The sequence below is a fragment of the Citrobacter sp. Cb028 genome (genome assembly GCF_030336705.1).
GTDB classification, from domain to species: domain Bacteria; phylum Pseudomonadota; class Gammaproteobacteria; order Enterobacterales; family Enterobacteriaceae; genus Citrobacter; species Citrobacter braakii.
Window position 1 is genome coordinate 610,901 of the sequence record NZ_JAOWCZ010000035.1, and the last position, 19,745, is coordinate 630,645.

Here is a 19,745-nt window from a genome sequence, read left to right on the forward strand (position 1 = left end):
CTGTTGCCTGAAGAAGGGGAAATCATGACGAAATTAACCTGTTTCAAAGCCTACGATATTCGCGGCAGGCTGGGCGAAGAGCTGAATGAAGAGATCGCGTGGCGCATTGGCCGCGCTTACGGCGAGTTCCTGAAGCCAAAATCTATCGTTCTGGGCGGCGATGTGCGTCTGACCAGCGAGACGCTAAAGCTGGCGCTGGCGAAAGGGCTGCAGGACGCGGGGGTGAATGTGCTGGATATTGGCATGTCGGGCACCGAAGAGATTTACTTCGCCACCTTCCACCTTGGCATTGACGGCGGTATTGAAGTGACCGCCAGCCATAATCCGATGGATTACAACGGTATGAAGCTGGTGCGGGAAGGGGCGCGGCCCATCAGCGGTGATACCGGTCTGCGCGACGTGCAGCGCCTGGCGGAAGCCAACGACTTCCCGGCGGTTGATGCGACAAAACGTGGCCACTACCAGCGTATTACTACCCGCGATGCCTACATCGACCACCTGCTGGGTTACATCAATCCCGGCAGCCTGAAACCGATGAAGCTGGTGCTCAACTCCGGCAACGGTGCGGCAGGTCCGGTGGTTGACGCCATTGATGCCCGTTTTCAGGCGCTGGGGGTGCCGGTCGAGTTCATCAAAATTCACAATACGCCGGATGGCAACTTCCCCAACGGTATCCCCAACCCTCTGCTGCCGGAATGCCGGGCCGACACGCGCAATGCGGTGATTGAACACGGTGCGGATATGGGGATTGCCTTCGACGGTGATTTTGACCGCTGCTTCCTGTTCGATGAAAAAGGTCAGTTCATTGAGGGCTATTACATTGTCGGCCTGCTGGCAGAAGCGTTTCTGGAGAAGAATCCGGGGGCGAAAATTATCCACGACCCGCGCCTGTCCTGGAACACAGTGGATGTGGTGACGGCGGCAGGCGGTAAACCGGTGATGTCAAAAACCGGGCACGCGTTTATCAAAGAGCGCATGCGCCATGAAGATGCCATTTATGGCGGTGAAATGAGCGCGCATCACTATTTCCGTGATTTTGCTTACTGCGACAGCGGAATGATCCCGTGGCTGCTGGTGGCGGAACTGCTGAGTCTGAAAGGACAGTCGCTGGGTGAACTGGTCCGTGACCGGATGGTGGCCTATCCGGCGAGTGGGGAAATCAACAGCACGCTGGCAGAGCCGGCGGCAGCGATTGCGCGTGTGGAGCAGCACTTTTCCCGTGAGGCGCTGACGGTGGACAGAACGGACGGTATCAGCATGGCGTTTGTCGACTGGCGCTTCAATTTACGCTCTTCCAATACCGAACCGGTGGTGCGCCTGAACGTGGAATCGCGCGGAGATATTCCGTTGATGGAAGCGCGAACGCGCACTCTTCTGGCGTTACTGAATCAGTAATGCCGGTGCTTCCTTTGCCCGCTTATGGGCAAAGGGTGACTAACAGGAACCACGATGACACATCTAAAAAAGCGCGAACGCGCCAAAACCAATGCGTCGTTAATTTCGATGGTGCAACGCTTTTCAGATATCACCATCATGTTTGGCGGGTTGTGGGTGATCTGCGAATTAAGCGGTTTGCCTTTCCTGTATATGCACCTGCTGGTGGCGCTGATCACGCTGGTCGTTTTTCAGATGCTCGGTGGCATAACGGATTTTTATCGCTCCTGGCGCGGCGTCAAAATTTCCACTGAGCTGGTGCTGTTACTACAAAACTGGACGCTGAGTCTGATTTTTAGCGCAGGTCTGATCGCCTTTAATAACGATTTCGATAACCGTCTCGCCGTCTGGCTGGCATGGTATCTGCTTTCAAGCGTCGGCCTGGTGTTGAGTCGTTCGTTTATTCGCTACGGTGCGGGGTGGCTGCGTAATCGTGGTTACAACACCCGCCGGGTGGCGGTGGCTGGCGACCTGCCCGCCGGACAAATGCTGCTGGACAGTTTTCGCCATGAACCGTGGCTGGGATTTGAAGTGGCGGGGGTCTATCACGACCCAATCCCTGGAAAAAACTCCCGCGACTGGGCCGGTAATTTGCAACAACTGGTGGACGACGCCAAAGCTTCACGCATTCATAACGTTTATATCGCCATGTCGATGAGCGATGGCGCCAGCGTAAAAAAACTGGTGCGTGAGTTGGCCGACACCACCTGCTCGGTGATCCTCATTCCTGATGTCTTTACCTTCAACATCCTGCATTCACGGATTGAAGAGATGAACGGCGTTCCGGTAGTGCCGCTGTATGACACGCCGCTCTCGGGGATTAATCGCCTGTTAAAGCGCGCGGAAGATATCGTGCTGGCTTCACTGATCCTGCTGCTTATTTCCCCGGTGCTGTGTGGTATTGCGCTGCTGGTAAAACTGACCTCCAAAGGTCCGGTGATTTTCCGCCAGACCCGCTATGGCATGGACGGGAAGCCGATCAAAGTCTGGAAGTTTCGCTCGATGAAAGTGATGGAGAACGACGCGGTGGTGACGCAGGCGACGCAAAACGATCCGCGCGTTACCCCTGTGGGAAATTTCCTGCGCCGGACGTCGCTCGATGAACTGCCGCAGTTTATTAACGTCCTGACCGGGGGGATGTCTATCGTCGGGCCACGTCCGCATGCGGTAGCGCACAACGAACAGTACCGCCAACTGATCGAGGGGTACATGTTACGCCATAAGGTGAAACCGGGCATTACCGGCTGGGCGCAAATCAACGGCTGGCGCGGTGAAACCGATACGCTGGAAAAAATGGAAAAACGTGTGGAGTTTGACCTCGAATACATTCGCGAGTGGAGCGTGTGGTTCGATATCAAAATTGTTTTTCTGACGGTATTCAAAGGCTTTGTGAACAAAGCGGCGTATTAACATGAGCTTACGAGAAAAAACGCTTAATGGCGCAAAGTGGTCGGCGATTGCTACGGTGATCATTATTGGTCTGGGACTTATCCAGATGACCGTCCTGGCGCGGATTATTGATAACCACCAGTTTGGGTTGTTAACAGTGTCGCTGGTGATCATTGCGCTGGCCGATACGCTGTCGGATTTCGGTATCGCCAATTCAATTATTCAGCGCAAAGACATCGGTTATCTTGAGCTGACAACGCTGTACTGGCTCAACGTTGGGCTGGGTATGGTGGTATGTGTGGCGATGTTTCTGCTTAGCGGGACGATTGCCAGCGTGCTCAATAATCCCGAACTGGCGCCACTCATCAAAACCTTATCGCTGGCGTTTGTGGTGATACCGCACGGGCAGCAGTTTCGCGCGCTGATGCAAAAAGAGCTGGCCTTCAACAAAATTGGCATGATTGAAACCAGTTCGGTGTTGGCCGGTTTTACCTTTACCGTGGTCAGCGCCCATTTCTGGCCGCTCGCGCTGACGGCCATTCTCGGGTATCTGGTGAACAGTACGCTACGAACGCTGCTGTTCGGCTATTTTGGTCGCCGGATTTACCGTCCGGGGCTGCATTTTTCGCTGGCATCCGTTTCGTCGAACCTGCGTTTTGGTGCGTGGCTGACGGCAGACAGCATTATCAATTACCTCAATACCAACCTTTCCACGTTGGTTTTAGCCAAAACGTTGGGCGCAGGTGTGGCGGGCGGATTCAATCTCGCCTGGAACGTGGCGGTTGTTCCCCCGATCAAACTGAACCCGATTATTACCCGTGTCCTGTTTCCGGCGTTTGCCAAAATTCAGGACGACAGTGAAAAGCTACGGGTGAATTTTTACAAGCTGCTGTCGGTGGTCGGGATCATTAACTTCCCGGTACTACTGGGATTGATGGTGGTGTCGAACAATGTGGTGCCGCTGGTATTTGGCGAGAAGTGGAACGGTATTATTCCCGTTTTGCAACTGCTGTGCATTGTTGGACTGCTGCGCTCTGTGGGGAATCCGATCGGTTCACTGCTGATGGCGAAAGCACGGGTCGACATCAGCTTCAAATTCAATGTGTTCAAAACCTTTCTGTTTATTCCCGCCATTTTCATCGGTGGTCATCAGGCCGGGGCGATTGGCGTGACGCTGGGCTTTTTGCTGGTCCAGGTGATTAACACGATCCTCAGTTACTTCGTGATGATCAAACCTGTTCTTGGCTCCAGCTACCGCCAGTACATGCTCAGTCTGTGGCTGCCGTTATATCTCTCTTTACCTACCCTTGTGGTGAGCTATGCGCTGGACGTAATGCTGCGCAGCCAACTGTCGCCAGGTGCGTTACTGGGGATCCAGGTAGCGGCAGGAGCGCTGGCGTTTGCGGCGATGATTGTGGTGTCGCGCCATCCGTTAGTGGTGGAAATAAAACGCCAGCTCTGCCGCAGTGAAAAAATGAAAATCTTGCTTCGTGCAGGATAAGAACAACGCTTTAAGAGGTCATAATGAAACTATTAATTTTAGGCAACCATACCTGTGGGAACCGTGGGGATAGCGCGATACTGCGCGGTTTGCTGGATGCCATTAACGCGTTGCGTCCTGAGACTGAAGTGGATGTTATGAGCCGTTATCCGGTGAGTTCTTCGTGGTTGCTGAACCGCCCGGTGATGGGCGATCCGCTGTATTCGCAGATGAAGCAACACAATAACGCCGCGGGCGTCATGGGACGCGTGAAGAAGGTGCTGCGTCGTCGCTATCAGCATCAGGTGCTGCTCTCGCGTGTCACCGATTCCGGTAATCTGCGCAATATCGCGATCGCCCAGGGGTTTACCGATTTTGTTCGTCTGCTGTCGCACTACGACGCCATTATCCAGGTCGGCGGATCGTTTTTTGTCGATCTGTATGGCGTACCGCAGTTTGAACATGCCCTGTGTACGTTTATGGCGAAAAAACCGCTGTACATGATTGGCCACAGCGTGGGGCCATTCCAGGATGAACAGTTTAATCAACTGGCGAACTACGTTTTTGGACACTGTAATGCGTTGATTTTGCGTGAATCCGTCAGTCTGGATCTGATGAAGCGCAGTGCAATAAACACGGATAAAGTCGAAACCGGGGTAGATACCGCCTGGCTGGTAAATAACCATGATGAGGATTATGAGCCTGGTTATGCCGTACAGCACTGGTTACACATGGCGGCAAAACAGAAGACCGTTGCCATTACTCTGCGTGAGCTGGCTCCTTTTGATAAGCGTCTGGGGACTACGCAGCAGGCCTATGAGCAAGCTTTTGCTGGGGTAGTGAACCGCATCCTTGATGAAGGTTACCAGGTGATAGCGCTGTCAACCTGTACCGGTATTGATAGTTACAACAAAGATGACCGCATGGTGGCGTTGAACCTGCGCCAGTATATTAACGACCCGGGCCGTTATCACGTGGTGATGGATGAACTCAACGACCTGGAGATGGGGAGAATTTTGGCTGCATGCGATCTGACTGTGGGGACTCGTTTGCACTCGGCCATCATCTCGATGAATTTTATGACGCCAGCCATCGCCATTAATTATGAGCATAAATCGGCAGGGATCATGCAACAACTGGGGTTAGCAGAGATGGCCGTCGATATTCGCCATCTGCTCGATGGCAGCCTGGAAGGAAAGGTCGCCAATGCTCTCGGACAGCTACCTGAGCTGAACATACGTCTCGGCGACGCGGTTAGGCGTGAGCGTGAACGTGGGGTGAACATGGTGCAATCGGTTTTAACGCGTATTGAGGGGGAAAAATGAAGGTTGGCTTTTTCCTGCTTAAATTTCCGCTCTCCTCCGAGACCTTTGTACTCAATCAGATTACCGCATTTATCGACATGGGCTACGACGTGGAAATTGTCGCGTTGCACAAGGGCGATCTTGAAAATACCCATGCTTCATTTAATACCTACCGTCTGGGTGAAAAAACGCGCTGGTTACTGAATGAGCCGAACAGCAAACTGGCGAAGCTTAAGTATAGGGCAGTGGCGGCCCTGCGCGGTATTACCCGCGCAGCCACCTGGAAAGCGCTGAATGTTTCACGCTATGGCGATGAGGCGCGCAATCTGATTTTGGCGGCCATTTGCGGTGGGAATCCGCGGGCGTTTGAAGCGGATGTGTTTATCGCTCATTTTGGACCCGCAGGCGTAACGGCCGCCAAACTGCGTGAGCTAGGGATGATTCGCGGCAAAATCGCCACGGTATTTCACGGCATTGATGTTTCGCATCGGGATGTGCTTGCCCACTACACCCCTGAATATCAGCAACTGTTTGAACGTGGGGATTTGATGTTACCTATCAGCAACCTCTGGGCCGGACGTTTAAAAAATATGGGGTGCCCGCCTCAGAAAATCGCGGTCTCGCGCATGGGTATCGATATGACGCGCTTTACGCCCCGCCAGTTGAAATCGCCAGCCGCACCGCTGGAGATTATCTCTGTCGCCCGGTTAACTGAGAAAAAAGGACTGCACGTTGCCATCGAAGCCTGTCGTCAGTTGAAAGAGCAGGGCGTCTCATTCCGTTATCGCATCCTTGGCATTGGCCCCTGGGAGCGTCGTCTGCGTACGCTGATCGAGCAATATCAACTTGATGATGTGATTGAGATGCCTGGCTTTAAACCCAGCCATCAGGTGAAGGAAATGCTTGAGCAGGCGGATGTATTTTTGCTGCCGTCGATCACCGGAAGAGACGGCGATATGGAGGGGATCCCGGTGGCGCTGATGGAGGCGATGGCGGTAGGTATACCGGTAATTTCTACTGTCCACAGTGGGATCCCGGAGCTGGTCGAGTCGGGAAAGTCTGGCTGGCTGGCACCGGAAAACGATGCGCAGGCACTGGCAGAGAGATTAGCGGCATTCAGCCTGCTCGACAGTGAACAGGTACAGCCGATTGTGCAGTGCGCGCGCGAAAAAATTGAAACTGAATTTAATCAGTTAGCGATCAATAAACAGTTAGCCAGTCTGCTGCAAACGATGTAAATCGAGGTTGTATGTCAGAGAACAAACTCTCACGCCGTACTTTTCTGACGGCAGGCTCTGCGCTTGTCGTACTGCATACTCCCGTTGTCCGGGCGCTTGAATCATCGGGCAGCGTCAACATTCAAGATTACAACCCAAAGGATTGGGTCGCTTCTTTCAGGCAGGCGTTCAAAGAAGGACAAACGGTAGTCGTACCAAATGGACTGGAATGTAAGGATCTCAATACCGCAGTTGTTATCCCGCCTGGCAAAACGCTATTTCTGCAAGGGCGAATTAGCGGCAATGGCCGTGGGCGCTTTGTTCTGCAGGATGGATGCAAGGTGATGGGCGAGCAGGGCGGGAGCCTGAGGAACGTTACCCTCGATGTGCGGGGGTCGGACTGTGTGATAATAGGGATTGCCATGAGCGGTTTCGGTCCGGTGACGCAAATCTATATCGGCGGTAAAACCTCGAGGCTGATGCGTAATCTGATTATCGATGATATTACCGTCACGCGCGCTAACTATGGCATTTTGCGTCAGGGTTTTCATAACCGAATGGACGGCGTAAAGATCACGAACAGCCGTTTTAGCGATTTACAGGGTGATGCTATCGAGTGGAATGTGGCGATAAACGACAGCAATATCCTCATTTCTGACCATGTCATTGAACGTATCAACTGTACCAACGGCAACGTGAACTGGGGCATTGGCATCGGTCTGGCGGGGAGTACCTATGACAATACCTATCCCGATGAACTGGCGGTAAAAAACTTTGTGGTAGCGAACATCACTGGTAGCGACTGCCGACAGTTAGTCCATGTGGAGAACGGCAAACACTTTATTATTCGTAATATTACCGCGCGAAATATCACCCCGGATTTCAGTAAGAAAGCGGGCATTGATAATGCGACGGTCGCTATTTACGGATGTGATAATTTCGTAATTGATAATATCAATATGGAGAATAGCGCTGGTATGCTCATTGGTTACGGCGTAATCAAAGGGCGTTATTTATCCATTCCACAAAACTTTAAGTTAAATAATATTCATCTGGATAATACGAAACGTGAATACAAATTGCGCGGTATTCAGATCTCCTCGGGTAATGCGACATCATTTGTGGCGATTACCAATGTGGAAATGAAGCGTGCCACGCTCGAGTTACACAACCAACCGCAGCATCTCTTTTTACGTAACATCAAAGTGATGCAGCAATCTGTAACGGGACCCGCACTTAAGATGCACTTCGATCTCCGTCAGGATGTGCGCGGCAAGTTTATGGCAAAACAGGACACATTACTCTCGCTGGCAAATGTCCATGCGGTAAACGAAACCGGGCAAAGCTCAGTTGACATCGACCGGGTAAACCATCAGGTGGTGAATGTCGAAGCGGTGAATTTTCGACTCCCGGGACGTGGGGGATAACCTCACTATAATCTTACTGGATATCATTGGCTAAAAGATTATAATCACTCAATTACTGTTAAAGCTGGGGCTGGGCAGCATTGACTACTCAGGGGAGACGCTCATCTTTATCATATGTTTCTTGTGTTACGAACAGACAAAGTGATTTATGAACGATAAAGTTTTGCTCATCGGTGCATCCGGATTCGTGGGTACCAGACTCCTGGAAACGGCAATTACAGATTTTGAAATCAAGAATCTTGATAAACAACAGAGCCACTTCTACCCACAAATTACGCAGATTGGCGATGTTCGCGACCAACAAGCCCTGGATCAGGCGCTCTCAGGCTATGATACAGTCGTTTTGTTAGCGGCTGAACACCGTGATGATGTCAGTCCTACTTCACTCTACTATGATGTGAATGTTCAGGGGACGCGCAATGTATTGGCCGCTATGGAGAAAAATGATGTAAAGAACATCATTTTCACCAGTTCTGTCGCGGTTTATGGCCTGAACAAAACCAACCCTGATGAAAATCATCCTCACGATCCCTTCAACCACTACGGTAAAAGTAAGTGGCAAGCTGAAGAAGTCCTGCGTGAATGGCATGCCAAAGCTCCAAATGAACGCTCGCTGACCATTATCCGCCCGACGGTTATCTTTGGCGAACGCAACCGCGGCAACGTTTATAATCTGCTGAAGCAAATCGCTGGCGGTAAGTTTATGATGGTTGGGGCGGGTACGAATTATAAATCAATGGCTTATGTGGGTAATATTGTTGAGTTTATCAAGTATAAACTGAAGAATGTGACTGCTGGCTATGAGGTTTATAATTACGTTGATAAACCTGATCTCAATATGAATCAACTGGTTACCGAAGTTGAACAGAGCTTAAGTAAAAAAATCCCCTCAGCACACTTACCTTACGCTTTAGGCATGTTAGGCGGTTATTGCTTTGATATTTTGGGAAAAGTGACAGGCAAAAAATATGCTGTCAGCTCTGTGCGCGTGAAGAAGTTCTGTGCCACAACACAGTTTGATGCAACAAAAGTCCATTCCTCTGGTTTTGTCGCTCCTTACACATTGTCCCAAGGACTGGATCGCACTTTAAAATACGAATTTTTACACGATAAGAAAGATGACATCACATTTGTCTCAGAGTGATTGTTGTTTGTAGAGTATCAGGGGCTCAGTTAACTATGACTTTTCGGAATGTTAAAAATACGACTCTATCGGTACGTTTCCGAGGAATCTGAGTTCATCTCGGTGCTGGTAAAGTGTAGTGTTTGCATTCGGTTGACCTTAACCCGGTTATTTCGTGTTGAGGATGGAGCCAGCAATACTGGCTAACGTACGGCTAAAGTCTATACTTTATCAGCCGTTATGAGGTAGGAGAGAGAATGACTAATTTGAAAGCAGTTATCCCGGTAGCGGGCCTTGGGATGCACATGTTGCCGGCCACGAAGGCAATCCCGAAAGAGATGCTACCGATCGTTGACAAGCCGATGATTCAATACATTGTCGACGAAATTGTAGCTGCAGGTATCAAAGAAATCGTTCTGGTGACTCACGCTTCTAAGAACGCGGTTGAGAACCATTTCGACACCTCTTATGAACTCGAGTCATTGCTTGAGCAGCGTGTTAAGCGCCAGTTATTAGCTGAGGTGCAGTCGATCTGTCCGCCTGGCGTGACTATCATGAACGTTCGTCAGGCTCAGCTGCTGGGGCTGGGTCATTCAATTCTTTGTGCTCGCCCGATTATCGGGGATAACCCGTTTGTTGTGGTATTACCAGACGTCGTTCTGGATACTGCAAGTGCAGATCCGCTACGTTACAACCTCGCTGCCATGGTGGCACGTTTCAATGAAACCGGGCGTAGTCAGGTGTTGGCAAAACGAATGGAAGGCGATCTGTCTGAGTATTCTGTCATTCAGACCAAAGAGCCTTTAGACAACGAAGGTAAAGTCAGCCGTATCGTTGAATTCATTGAGAAACCTGATCAACCACAAACCCTTGATTCCGATCTGATGGCTGTAGGACGCTACGTGCTTTCTACTGATATCTGGGCAGAACTCGAGCATACCCAGCCAGGTGCCTGGGGTCGAATTCAGTTAACGGATGCTATTGCAGAACTGGCGAAAAAACAATCTGTTGATGCGATGTTGATGACGGGCGACAGCTACGACTGCGGTAAAAAAATGGGCTATATGCAGGCGTTCGTGAAGTATGGGCTACGGAACTTGAAGGAAGGGGCGAAGTTCAGGGAAAGCATCAAATCCTTGCTCTCCTAAGTATTACCTAATCATTTCATTGAAATGCGGTAGCCTTGTACTCCACATCTTCTATTTATGGAGTGCATGCTACCTTTTATGTTTTTGCCCGTGAGAAAATGCAGTAATCTTGGGCGTTATAACCTTTGAAAGTTATCGGTAGACTGTTGTAGTGATAAGTAACAGCGCCTGAATCACTCGTTTTGTTGAGGGAATAGTTGGCGACGTGGATAATTTGTCAAATAGTGCACGGGTAGCTGTTAAGCCTGGGGCGGTAGCGTGTTTAAATGTGGTGTAGCAATTTTAGAGGATTAAAAAATGAAGAAAGTTATTACTTTTGGGACATTTGATATATTTCATATAGGCCACATTAATATTTTAGAAAGAGCTGCGGAGTTTGGTGATTATCTTATTGTGGGTGTATCTTCGGATGAACTCAATTTCTCTAAAAAACAACGATATCCAGTCTATAATGAAAAGGAAAGGGTGAAAATTATCTCTTCACTGAGAGTGGTCAATGAGGTATTTATAGAAGAATCATTAGAACTGAAACTAGAATATATAAAAAGATATAATGCGGATATTTTGGTGATGGGGGATGATTGGGAAGGGCGATTTGATTGGGTTAAACCTGCATGTGAAGTGATTTATTTACCAAGGACACCTTCAGTTTCTACTACAGAAATAATTGAGATATGTAGTAAAAGGTAGGAAAGAGAAATATTAATGAAATATATCAGGATTATACTAGAGTTAATAACTCTTATGGTGCTACTTCCTTTCAATCGTTTGATTTCAAAAAAATATTACATATTTTATTCTCCACTTGGCTATGTAGGCAATGTTAGGTATGTTTTTGAATATTTTGAAAAGAAAGGTGAATGTGTATTATTTATAACTAATGATCATCTAAAAAAATCATATTTTTCTACGTTATTAAAATTGATCCAAGGACGTTATATTTTCCTCACGCATGGCGTTGGTCGGCTTCCTTTTCTTTTTTTCCTTAATCAACGTGTACAGCTATGGCATGGATTACCAATAAAAAAAATCTTGCTAGATTATCGTGGTGATTATCAAAAAAGCAAATATTGTTTCATAAATGTGCTTTTAAAAAAAATACTCAAAGCTAGAATAAATTTATTTTATAATTATCTTGTTACTTCAGATAGTGAGCTTGGTAAACATTTATCTCAGTCGATGGCTTTGCCATCGCAAAGAGTGCTAAAATTAGGCACGCCATCTATTGCAAAATCATACGAATATTATGCCTTAAATAAAGGAAATCCCGCTGGCACCAGCTCTGTCTACAAAGTGTTGTATATGCCAACGTGGAGAGATGGCAGTAGTACAGTCTCAGAGATTATTGATAGCTTTATCAGTGAACATGCGTTCTTTAAGGAAAATAATATTGAGATTTTCTGTAAATTGCATCCTTTAGACATTAAATATAACAAAACAAAAGAAATTCCTGTGAATGGTAATATTTATCTCCTGGAGCAATCAGAAGACATTGTTAAGTTATTATCAGGTTTTGATTGTTTGATAACTGATTATTCTAGTGTGTGTTTTGAATTTTTCCCACAGCAAAAACCATGTATTTTTTATGTGCCAGATCTAATCGATTATTTTAATAAACGAGAAGCTTATATTAATGTAGAGCATTTTTATTCTGGGCAACCTCGTGATATTCAAATGTTGAAAAATACTCTGCTGGAATCACGTAATGGCAGATGTAAAAATATCGATTACAAATTTTATTGTGGAGACAATACTTCGGCACTAGAAAATATTTATAATAAATTTGCAATCTGCAAGCTTTAAATATCATAGTGTTGGAATTAGAAATGGTAGATGAAATTTTTTCAATTATTATGCCTGCATATAATGCAGAGAAAACTATCGCAGCAAGTATCAATTCTGTGTTAATGCAAAGTGAGAGTGACTTTAAATTATATATAGTTAATGATTACTCAACAGACCGTACTAAGGAAATAATCTTGTCATTTTCTGACAAGAGAATCACATATTTAGAGAATGAAGCTAACATGGGGGTGGCTGAAACCAGAAATAAAGCGATAGAGGCATGTAATGGAATATATATATGCTTTCTAGATAGCGATGATTTATGGCACCCTCAAAAACTTGAAAAGCAATTAAGTATATTAAATAAAGGCTGGGATGTTGTTGCAAATAATTACTCCACCTTTAAAGATGATATTTCAAATGTAGTTAACAAACGAATTTCTCCGGAAATAATAAATTTCGATGATATGTTAAAAAGTAATTATATTGGTAATCTTACCGGTATATATAATGCGAAGAAATTAGGTAAGTTTTATCAAAAAACAATTGGCCACGAAGATTATGTCATGTGGCTAGAGATCTTCGCAAAAAGTAGGCAGGCTTATTGTATTCAGGAGAATCTCGCATACTATAGACTTTCTAAAAATTCTGTTTCGGCTAATAAATTAATCGTAATGACATGGCAGTGGACTATTTACCGAAAGGTGTTACATCTTCCTGTAATAAAGTCGATATATTACTTCCTTTGTTATGTTTATTTAGGGCTTGCAAAACGAGTATGAATGTTACCGTTAATGATGTGACTCAAATAATAAATTTCTAAATAAACAGGGAAATGATGCAACATGAAATTAGCAATTGGAATTTCGACAGTTGGTAAGAGTATAAATGATCTTTATGACAAAGTTAAAAACATAAGCTCCAATGTTGTTGTTATAATATCACATCAGGATAATTTTGATACAAAAATAGATAAAATGCTTACGCAACTATCAAATGTATATATTATAACCAAGAATGAACGAGGTTTAAGTAAAAGTCGGAATGTTCTTTTAGACAAAGCAATAACGTTGGGCATAGACTATTTAATTATCAGTGATGACGATGTTTACTATAGAAATGATGGTTTAGAACTGTTAAGCCAGTACCTGATTAAAGAAGAACATTCATCTCACTATCAGTTTCAAAGCTGTGATGAAGCAAATCACCTTCGTAAGAAATATAAACCAGAAAGTTATGAACTCAAAAGGCTTGATGTCTTTAGCGTATCCTCAATTGAAATGTGCATAAATATTTTTCTGGTTAAAGAAAGTAATATAAGATTTGATGAACGCTTTGGTTTGGGCAGTGTTTATTCTGCTGGTGAAGAACCGATATTCTTATCGGATGCCCTTAGTCATAATCATCATATACGATTTCTGCCAATTACTGTTACTATACATCCATTAGAAAGTTCAGGTATTAGAATTTATACTGATGAGAACACATTAGCAGCTCGAGGTGCTATATTTAAACGATGCCTGGGGAATGTCACAGGAATTCTTTTTGTGACTGCTTTTTGGTTTAAAAAGTTCATCTTGGAAAAGAAAAAAATTGATAATAAAATACCAAAAATTAGAGCGTTGTGTATTCTCATAAGAGGGTGCTTTAAAAATGTTTAAAGGAACAAGCGGATTGAGTAATAAAATCCCAAACATTTTGATGACGCAATATCTTCCGGTGATTTTAAGTGCATTTTTTTCCTTATTAATATTTTACTACCCTCTATTATCTGTAATAATTTTGGTTTTCTTATCTCCACTTTTAAGTCCTCTGGCCCGAAGATTATCCCTGATATTTGTTGCCACAACAATAATTGTCTTTTTTGCAACGCAGAAACCGTTTAGTGATATTGCCGAATATATGTCTATTTATAATGGCATATACGATGGAAGTGTCGAGGTTTTCAACTATCCGCGTTTTGGTAAAGGTCTTGAATTTATGTTCTTGGCTTTTATGAAATTTGTTGGATATATTACAGGTGCTAATGAACAGGCTTTATTGTTAGTAAGTTACTGCTTAATAGTTGCGTTGTTGACGTCGATAACAAAGGATATCGATAATAAATTCCGAGTAATGTTGTTAGGCCTATTTTTCCTTAATTTGGGATTTATTGAAGTTACTTCATATTTTTTACGTCAGATTATCTCGACCTTGATTTTTCTTTATGCAATAAAATCTACGACCAGATATCGATGGGCATTATTCCTAGTTAGCTTTTTCTTTCATATTTCTGCTGCTATTAATATTCTCATCTATATTGCATATCGTTTAACTAGAAAGCAAAAGGTTTCGTTGCCGATTGTTATTGTTTTTTCATTTTTAGGAGCTTCATTTCTTTTTTTATCTCCGCTTTTCGATTTTCTTCTACAGCGATTTAGTGATGTGTCCTCAAATGACAAATTCAGCACATTACCTGTAAATTACATAATAATTACTACCGTTAATTTATTAATAATATGCCGGTTACGATTTCTGTCAGGAAATAAGGAACGCTTGATTTCATTCCTATTAATTAAAGAAGTTGTACTTTTTTATACACTTTTACCTTTCCCTGCCTTGTCAAATAGATTAGGCATGATTTTATTTGCACTTTATCCATTCTTTTTGAAAAATTACTTGTTTAATTCCGGTATGAAATTTAAGCAAAAGTATTTTTACGGTTGCTTATTGTTAGGAATAAACTTGATCCCTTTCCTGTACTTAATGCTTAATGTTACTGCAGGAAATAATTCTTACACATTCCTTGAGTCGCGCCCTTTAAATGAAAATGTGTATAATATAATAAGTTACCTAATGCACACATTTAGCAATGGCCTTGAATATATAAATCAGGGTAACGAATAATGAAAAAATATCTTAGTAATCTTTTTTGGCTATTAAGTGATAGAGTGTTTATGCTTGTTTTTCAGCTTTCACTTTTTTCCGCAATAAAAAGATTATACGGACTGGATACGTTGGGGGAGTGGGCAACAATAACCAATCTTTCTCAACTATTATTATCTTTTTTCTTATTGGGCATAGATGTTATCGTTGTCAAACGAATTGTTGAGAATCCAAACAAGGCTGGTAATGAAATTGGCTCTGCCCTTTTTCTGCAATTTTTAGGCATTGTAGCCTACATGTTGTCGATGATTGCAATTGTATATTTTGCGTATTCACATATGGAGTATGCTATATTCTTTTTGTCAATAATCCTGATATCGAATTTATTGAGCTTGTTTTCTAAAGTTATTTATTTTCATTACAGTGCCTTAGTGGAGTCAAAGTATCGAGCTTTCACTATTATTTTTAGTATTACTTTATCATATATTTATTTATGGATGTGTATATATTTTGAGTGGTATGTTTTTTATGCTTATCTACTTTTCTATGTATTTCAGGGAGTATTGAGTGTAATCATTTATTTTTATTGGTTTAAGCCAGGGTGTAAATGGGGGGTAGACAGAAATACTGTAAAGATATATTTTTCATTAGGAATGAAATTAATTATCTCAACTGTTAGTGTTTCATTATTTGCGCAGTGTGATGTTTTGCTTCTTGAGCACCTGGTTGGAACGAATGAAACTGGCGCTTTTAGCGCAGCGTTGCGTATTTCAGCGATTTGGTTTATGTGTGCCGGGATCATAGGGAATGCTTTTTTCCCAAAAATTGTTCAACTGGCTAATAGAAATGAAAATGACGCGTTCCTGTTTCTTGAATGGATTTGTGGTGCGGTAAGTTTGTTAACTGTGATTGCATCAATCGTTGTAACTTTTCTCGCACCGTTCATTATGAAAATTTTATATGGCGAGGGAATGTTACTATCCTCTCACATCTTGTCTATTCACATATGGACAAGTTTATTTATATTCCTTGGTGCATTTTCATCAAAATGGCTATATGCCAGGAATTGGATTGATTTGGATATATATAAAACTGTGGTAGCTGCGATTTTGAATGTGATATTGAATATTATTTTTATTCCTATATATGGGGCGATTGGTGCAGCTATTGTATCGATGATCTCCTATTGCGTAGCTAACTTTGTATTTTTCCTTTTCATAAAAAAAACAAAGCCATTATTTTTCATGCAACTAAAAAGCTTGGCCTATATTTTTACACCATGGCGAGTTATTACTAACTATCCGAGAATAAAATGCCTGTTTCAATAGTCACTCCTGTGTACAACAGAGCCACTCTTATTGGCAACTTATTTCAATCATTGCTCAAGCAAGATATCTATGATTTTGAATGGATCGTAATAGATGATGGGTCAACGGATAATATTAAAGATGTCATGCATGAATTTCAATTGTCATCTCCCTTTACTATAAAGTTTCACCAAAAAGAAAATGGAGGCAAACCTTCAGCTGTAAATAAAGGAGTGAAAGAAGCAAGTTTTGATTGGATTTATATTGTTGATAGTGACGATTTTATTCCACAAGATGCTATCTCTGTAATATTGCATGATGTTATAAAAGCAGTTGACCCGTACTGTGCGGGAATGGTTTATTTGAAAGCTTTTTCTGATTCTGGTAATATTGTTGGCGAAAAATTTAGAAGCAATACCCTTGATTATAAATGTTTTTCAGGGGTAAAAGGAGATAAAGCTTTAGTATTCAAGAGAGATTTGCTGAAAAAAAATCCATTCCCTATTTTTGATAATGAAAAATTTATGACAGAAGCATATTGCTGGAATAAAATATTAGATGAACATTATCTTCTTGCAAATAATAAAGTTATTTATTTGTGTGAGTATTTAGAAGATGGCTTGACACATAATTACTACAGTCTTTTAAAGAAAAACAAACGGGGAACCTTGGCTTTTGTTACTTCCAATCTTTTATTAAAAAATATCAATTTAAATATTTATAAGCAAACGATATATCATTTTTCTCCGGTGATGAATAGTGAAAATTTAAACTTTATTAAAAGTAAGGTTTCATTAATTAGATATTATATATTTAGAATGTTGTTAGTGTTTTCCTCTTTCAAGAAAAACTTATTAAAGGTATTGAAAAATTGATTCCTAAAATAATCCATTATATTTGGCTGGGAGGGAATCCTCTCCCTAAAATGTATTCTGATTGCATGAGCACATGGTCAGTTTATGCAAAAGGTTTTGAAGTTAATTTATGGGATGAAGAAAAATATTTTGAAGTTTTTGGCACGAATAAATACGTTGATGAAATGCTAAAAAAAAAGAAATATGCTTTTGCTACTGACTATATTCGTTGTCAAATACTTGCAAGGTTCGGTGGTATTTACCTTGATACTGATATGGAACTTATTAAAGACATAACTCCATTGGTTAACAACGTTGCTTTCTTGGGTGAAGAAGATATTGCAACACCCAGTTGCGGAATATTGGGCTGTGAACCGGGTTTTTGGCTCTTTGAACAGTTAAAAGATCATGTGGCAGAGGCTAAGGGACTTATTACCATTCCTGTTTTATTGAAGAAGTTATTAATGTCTCAGGGGATCGAGCGTGACTTAGCTCAGCCATTTAGCACAGTTAAAGATGTAACCATTTATAATGCGGATTATTTTTATCCATTTAATCCTTACGGTAAAAATAAACGTGAGCAACTTCTTTTGATTTATATAACTCAGGATTGCTATGCTATTCATCACTGGGCTAAAAGCTGGAAGCTTTCAGTGCCGGAGAGAATCATAAAAAAAATTAAAAATTACATAAAATAGTTTTTCGCGGTAACAAAAATACTTCATATAATTATCTTCAATGGCATGGCTATAGTTAAAGTGCATCTTCTGCTACCCGACGATATAATTTATGAGTTAACATCTAAACCACATTCAAGCCGCACACAAGTCGTGTGGTGACCACACCTGACAGGAGTATGTAATGTCCAAGCAACAGATCGGCGTAGTCGGTATGGCAGTGATGGGGCGCAACCTGGCGCTCAACATCGAAAGCCGTGGTTATACCGTCTCCATCTTCAACCGCTCCCGTGAAAAAACCGAAGAAGTTATCGCTGAGAACCCAGGCAAAAAGCTGGTTCCTCACTACACGGTCAAGGAGTTCGTCGAGTCTCTTGAAACCCCACGTCGTATCCTGTTAATGGTGAAAGCAGGTGCAGGCACTGATGCTGCTATTGACTCCCTGAAGCCGTATCTGGATAAAGGCGACATCATCATTGATGGCGGTAACACCTTCTTCCAGGACACTATCCGTCGTAACCGTGAACTGTCCGCCGAAGGCTTTAACTTCATCGGTACTGGTGTTTCCGGCGGTGAAGAGGGTGCCTTGAAAGGTCCTTCTATCATGCCTGGCGGCCAGAAAGAAGCGTATGAGCTGGTTGCACCAATTTTAACTAAAATCGCCGCTGTTGCTGAAGATGGCGAACCGTGCGTGACCTACATCGGTGCTGACGGTGCGGGTCATTACGTGAAAATGGTGCACAACGGTATTGAATACGGCGACATGCAGCTGATTGCTGAAGCCTATTCTCTGTTAAAAGGCGGTCTGAACCTGTCTAACGAAGAGCTGGCCACTACTTTCACCGAGTGGAACGAAGGCGAGCTGAGCAGCTACCTGATTGACATCACAAAAGATATCTTCACCAAAAAAGATGAAGAGGGTAAATACCTGGTTGATGTGATCCTGGATGAAGCAGCGAACAAAGGTACCGGAAAATGGACCAGCCAGAGTTCACTGGATCTGGGGGAACCACTGTCGCTGATCACCGAATCCGTATTCGCTCGCTATATCTCTTCTCTGAAAGATCAGCGCGTTGCGGCATCCAAAGTGCTTTCTGGACCGCAGGCTAAACTGGCTGGGGATAAAGCAGAATTCGTTGAGAAAGTCCGTCGCGCACTGTACCTGGGCAAAATAGTCTCCTACGCGCAGGGCTTCTCTCAACTGCGTGCCGCGTCTGATGAATACAACTGGGATCTGAACTACGGCGAAATCGCCAAGATCTTCCGCGCGGGCTGCATTATTCGTGCACAGTTCCTGCAGAAAATCACCGACGCCTATGCTGAAAACAAGGGTATCGCGAACCTGCTGTTGGCCCCGTACTTCAAAAATATCGCTGATGAATATCAGCAAGCGTTGCGTGATGTAGTGGCTTACGCTGTGCAGAACGGTATTCCTGTACCGACCTTCTCCGCTGCAGTGGCGTACTACGACAGCTACCGTTCCGCGGTGCTGCCGGCTAACCTGATTCAGGCCCAGCGTGACTACTTCGGTGCGCACACGTATAAACGCACCGATAAAGAAGGTGTGTTCCACACTGAATGGCTGGATTAATCTGATTTAACCCAACTGTAAATACAGGCCCGGAGCGCTCCTCCGGGCTTTTTTATTGCCAAAAAATGGGATTCAGTCAGGTCTGATAGCCGGTGTTGTAGCAAATCACGATATAATGACGTTATGCGGAGCCGATACGCCATA

At 43.8% G+C, this 19,745-nt stretch carries 17 protein-coding genes; all 17 read left to right on the forward strand.

The window, feature by feature from the left end; genetic code table 11:
- The first annotated feature begins 24 nt into the window (after positions 1-24).
- Complete coding sequence (gene cpsG / locus OGV75_RS21680) at positions 25-1,395, forward strand: colanic acid biosynthesis phosphomannomutase CpsG (RefSeq protein WP_065554140.1); 1,371 nt, start codon at positions 25-27, stop codon at positions 1,393-1,395.
- A gap of 54 nt (positions 1,396-1,449) precedes the next feature.
- On the forward strand, positions 1,450-2,844 hold the full coding sequence (wcaJ, locus tag OGV75_RS21685; protein WP_016156914.1) for an undecaprenyl-phosphate glucose phosphotransferase: 1,395 nt from the start codon (positions 1,450-1,452) through the stop codon (positions 2,842-2,844).
- A gap of 1 nt (position 2,845) precedes the next feature.
- Positions 2,846-4,324: a colanic acid undecaprenyl disphosphate flippase WzxC gene (wzxC, locus tag OGV75_RS21690; protein ID WP_286481189.1), complete on the forward strand. Its 1,479-nt coding sequence runs from the start codon at positions 2,846-2,848 to the stop codon at positions 4,322-4,324.
- Positions 4,325-4,347: 23 nt separating this feature from the next.
- The gene (gene wcaK, locus OGV75_RS21695; RefSeq protein WP_286481190.1) at positions 4,348-5,628 is read left to right on the forward strand and encodes a colanic acid biosynthesis pyruvyl transferase WcaK; all 1,281 of its coding nucleotides are present in this window, start codon (positions 4,348-4,350) and stop codon (positions 5,626-5,628) included.
- The gene (wcaL, locus tag OGV75_RS21700; protein ID WP_286481191.1) at positions 5,625-6,845 is read left to right on the forward strand and encodes a colanic acid biosynthesis glycosyltransferase WcaL; all 1,221 of its coding nucleotides are present in this window, start codon (positions 5,625-5,627) and stop codon (positions 6,843-6,845) included. Before wcaK ends, wcaL begins: the two co-directional genes overlap by 4 nt.
- An 11-nt stretch (positions 6,846-6,856) precedes the next feature.
- Positions 6,857-8,251, forward strand: a complete 1,395-nt coding sequence (gene wcaM / locus OGV75_RS21705; protein ID WP_286481193.1) for a colanic acid biosynthesis protein WcaM — start codon at positions 6,857-6,859, stop codon at positions 8,249-8,251.
- A gap of 148 nt (positions 8,252-8,399) precedes the next feature.
- Complete coding sequence (locus tag OGV75_RS21710; protein ID WP_200013576.1) at positions 8,400-9,395, forward strand: SDR family oxidoreductase; 996 nt, start codon at positions 8,400-8,402, stop codon at positions 9,393-9,395.
- A 236-nt stretch (positions 9,396-9,631) separates the two neighbouring features.
- Positions 9,632-10,522 (forward strand): GalU regulator GalF, encoded by an 891-nt coding sequence (gene galF / locus OGV75_RS21715; RefSeq protein WP_286481195.1) that lies wholly within the window; start codon positions 9,632-9,634, stop codon positions 10,520-10,522.
- A gap of 297 nt (positions 10,523-10,819) precedes the next feature.
- The gene (locus tag OGV75_RS21720; protein WP_046275979.1) at positions 10,820-11,212 is read left to right on the forward strand and encodes an FAD synthase family protein; all 393 of its coding nucleotides are present in this window, start codon (positions 10,820-10,822) and stop codon (positions 11,210-11,212) included.
- 15 nt (positions 11,213-11,227) lie between these two features.
- Complete coding sequence (locus tag OGV75_RS21725; RefSeq protein ID WP_053388862.1) at positions 11,228-12,325, forward strand: CDP-glycerol glycerophosphotransferase family protein; 1,098 nt, start codon at positions 11,228-11,230, stop codon at positions 12,323-12,325.
- 23 nt (positions 12,326-12,348) lie between these two features.
- A complete protein-coding gene (locus OGV75_RS21730) occupies positions 12,349-13,089 on the forward strand; it encodes a glycosyltransferase family 2 protein (RefSeq protein WP_181603983.1) in 741 nt (246 codons plus the stop codon).
- A gap of 63 nt (positions 13,090-13,152) precedes the next feature.
- The gene (locus OGV75_RS21735; RefSeq protein WP_053390243.1) at positions 13,153-13,968 is read left to right on the forward strand and encodes a glycosyltransferase family protein; all 816 of its coding nucleotides are present in this window, start codon (positions 13,153-13,155) and stop codon (positions 13,966-13,968) included.
- Positions 13,961-15,193 (forward strand): EpsG family protein, encoded by a 1,233-nt coding sequence (locus tag OGV75_RS21740; protein ID WP_046275999.1) that lies wholly within the window; start codon positions 13,961-13,963, stop codon positions 15,191-15,193. Before OGV75_RS21735 ends, OGV75_RS21740 begins: the two co-directional genes overlap by 8 nt.
- Positions 15,193-16,500, forward strand: coding sequence for a flippase (locus OGV75_RS21745; RefSeq protein WP_142417506.1), 1,308 nt, complete (start codon positions 15,193-15,195; stop codon positions 16,498-16,500). Before OGV75_RS21740 ends, OGV75_RS21745 begins: the two co-directional genes overlap by 1 nt.
- On the forward strand, positions 16,485-17,354 hold the full coding sequence (locus OGV75_RS21750) for a glycosyltransferase family 2 protein (protein ID WP_200013579.1): 870 nt from the start codon (positions 16,485-16,487) through the stop codon (positions 17,352-17,354). Before OGV75_RS21745 ends, OGV75_RS21750 begins: the two co-directional genes overlap by 16 nt.
- Positions 17,351-18,031, forward strand: coding sequence for a glycosyltransferase family 32 protein (locus OGV75_RS21755; RefSeq protein ID WP_053389920.1), 681 nt, complete (start codon positions 17,351-17,353; stop codon positions 18,029-18,031). Before OGV75_RS21750 ends, OGV75_RS21755 begins: the two co-directional genes overlap by 4 nt.
- Positions 18,032-18,194: 163 nt before the next feature.
- Positions 18,195-19,601 carry an NADP-dependent phosphogluconate dehydrogenase gene (gene gnd / locus OGV75_RS21760; RefSeq protein ID WP_094169139.1) on the forward strand — a complete coding sequence of 469 codons (1,407 nt, stop codon included), beginning with the start codon at positions 18,195-18,197 and terminating at the stop codon, positions 19,599-19,601.
- The last annotated feature ends 144 nt before the right edge of the window (positions 19,602-19,745 follow it).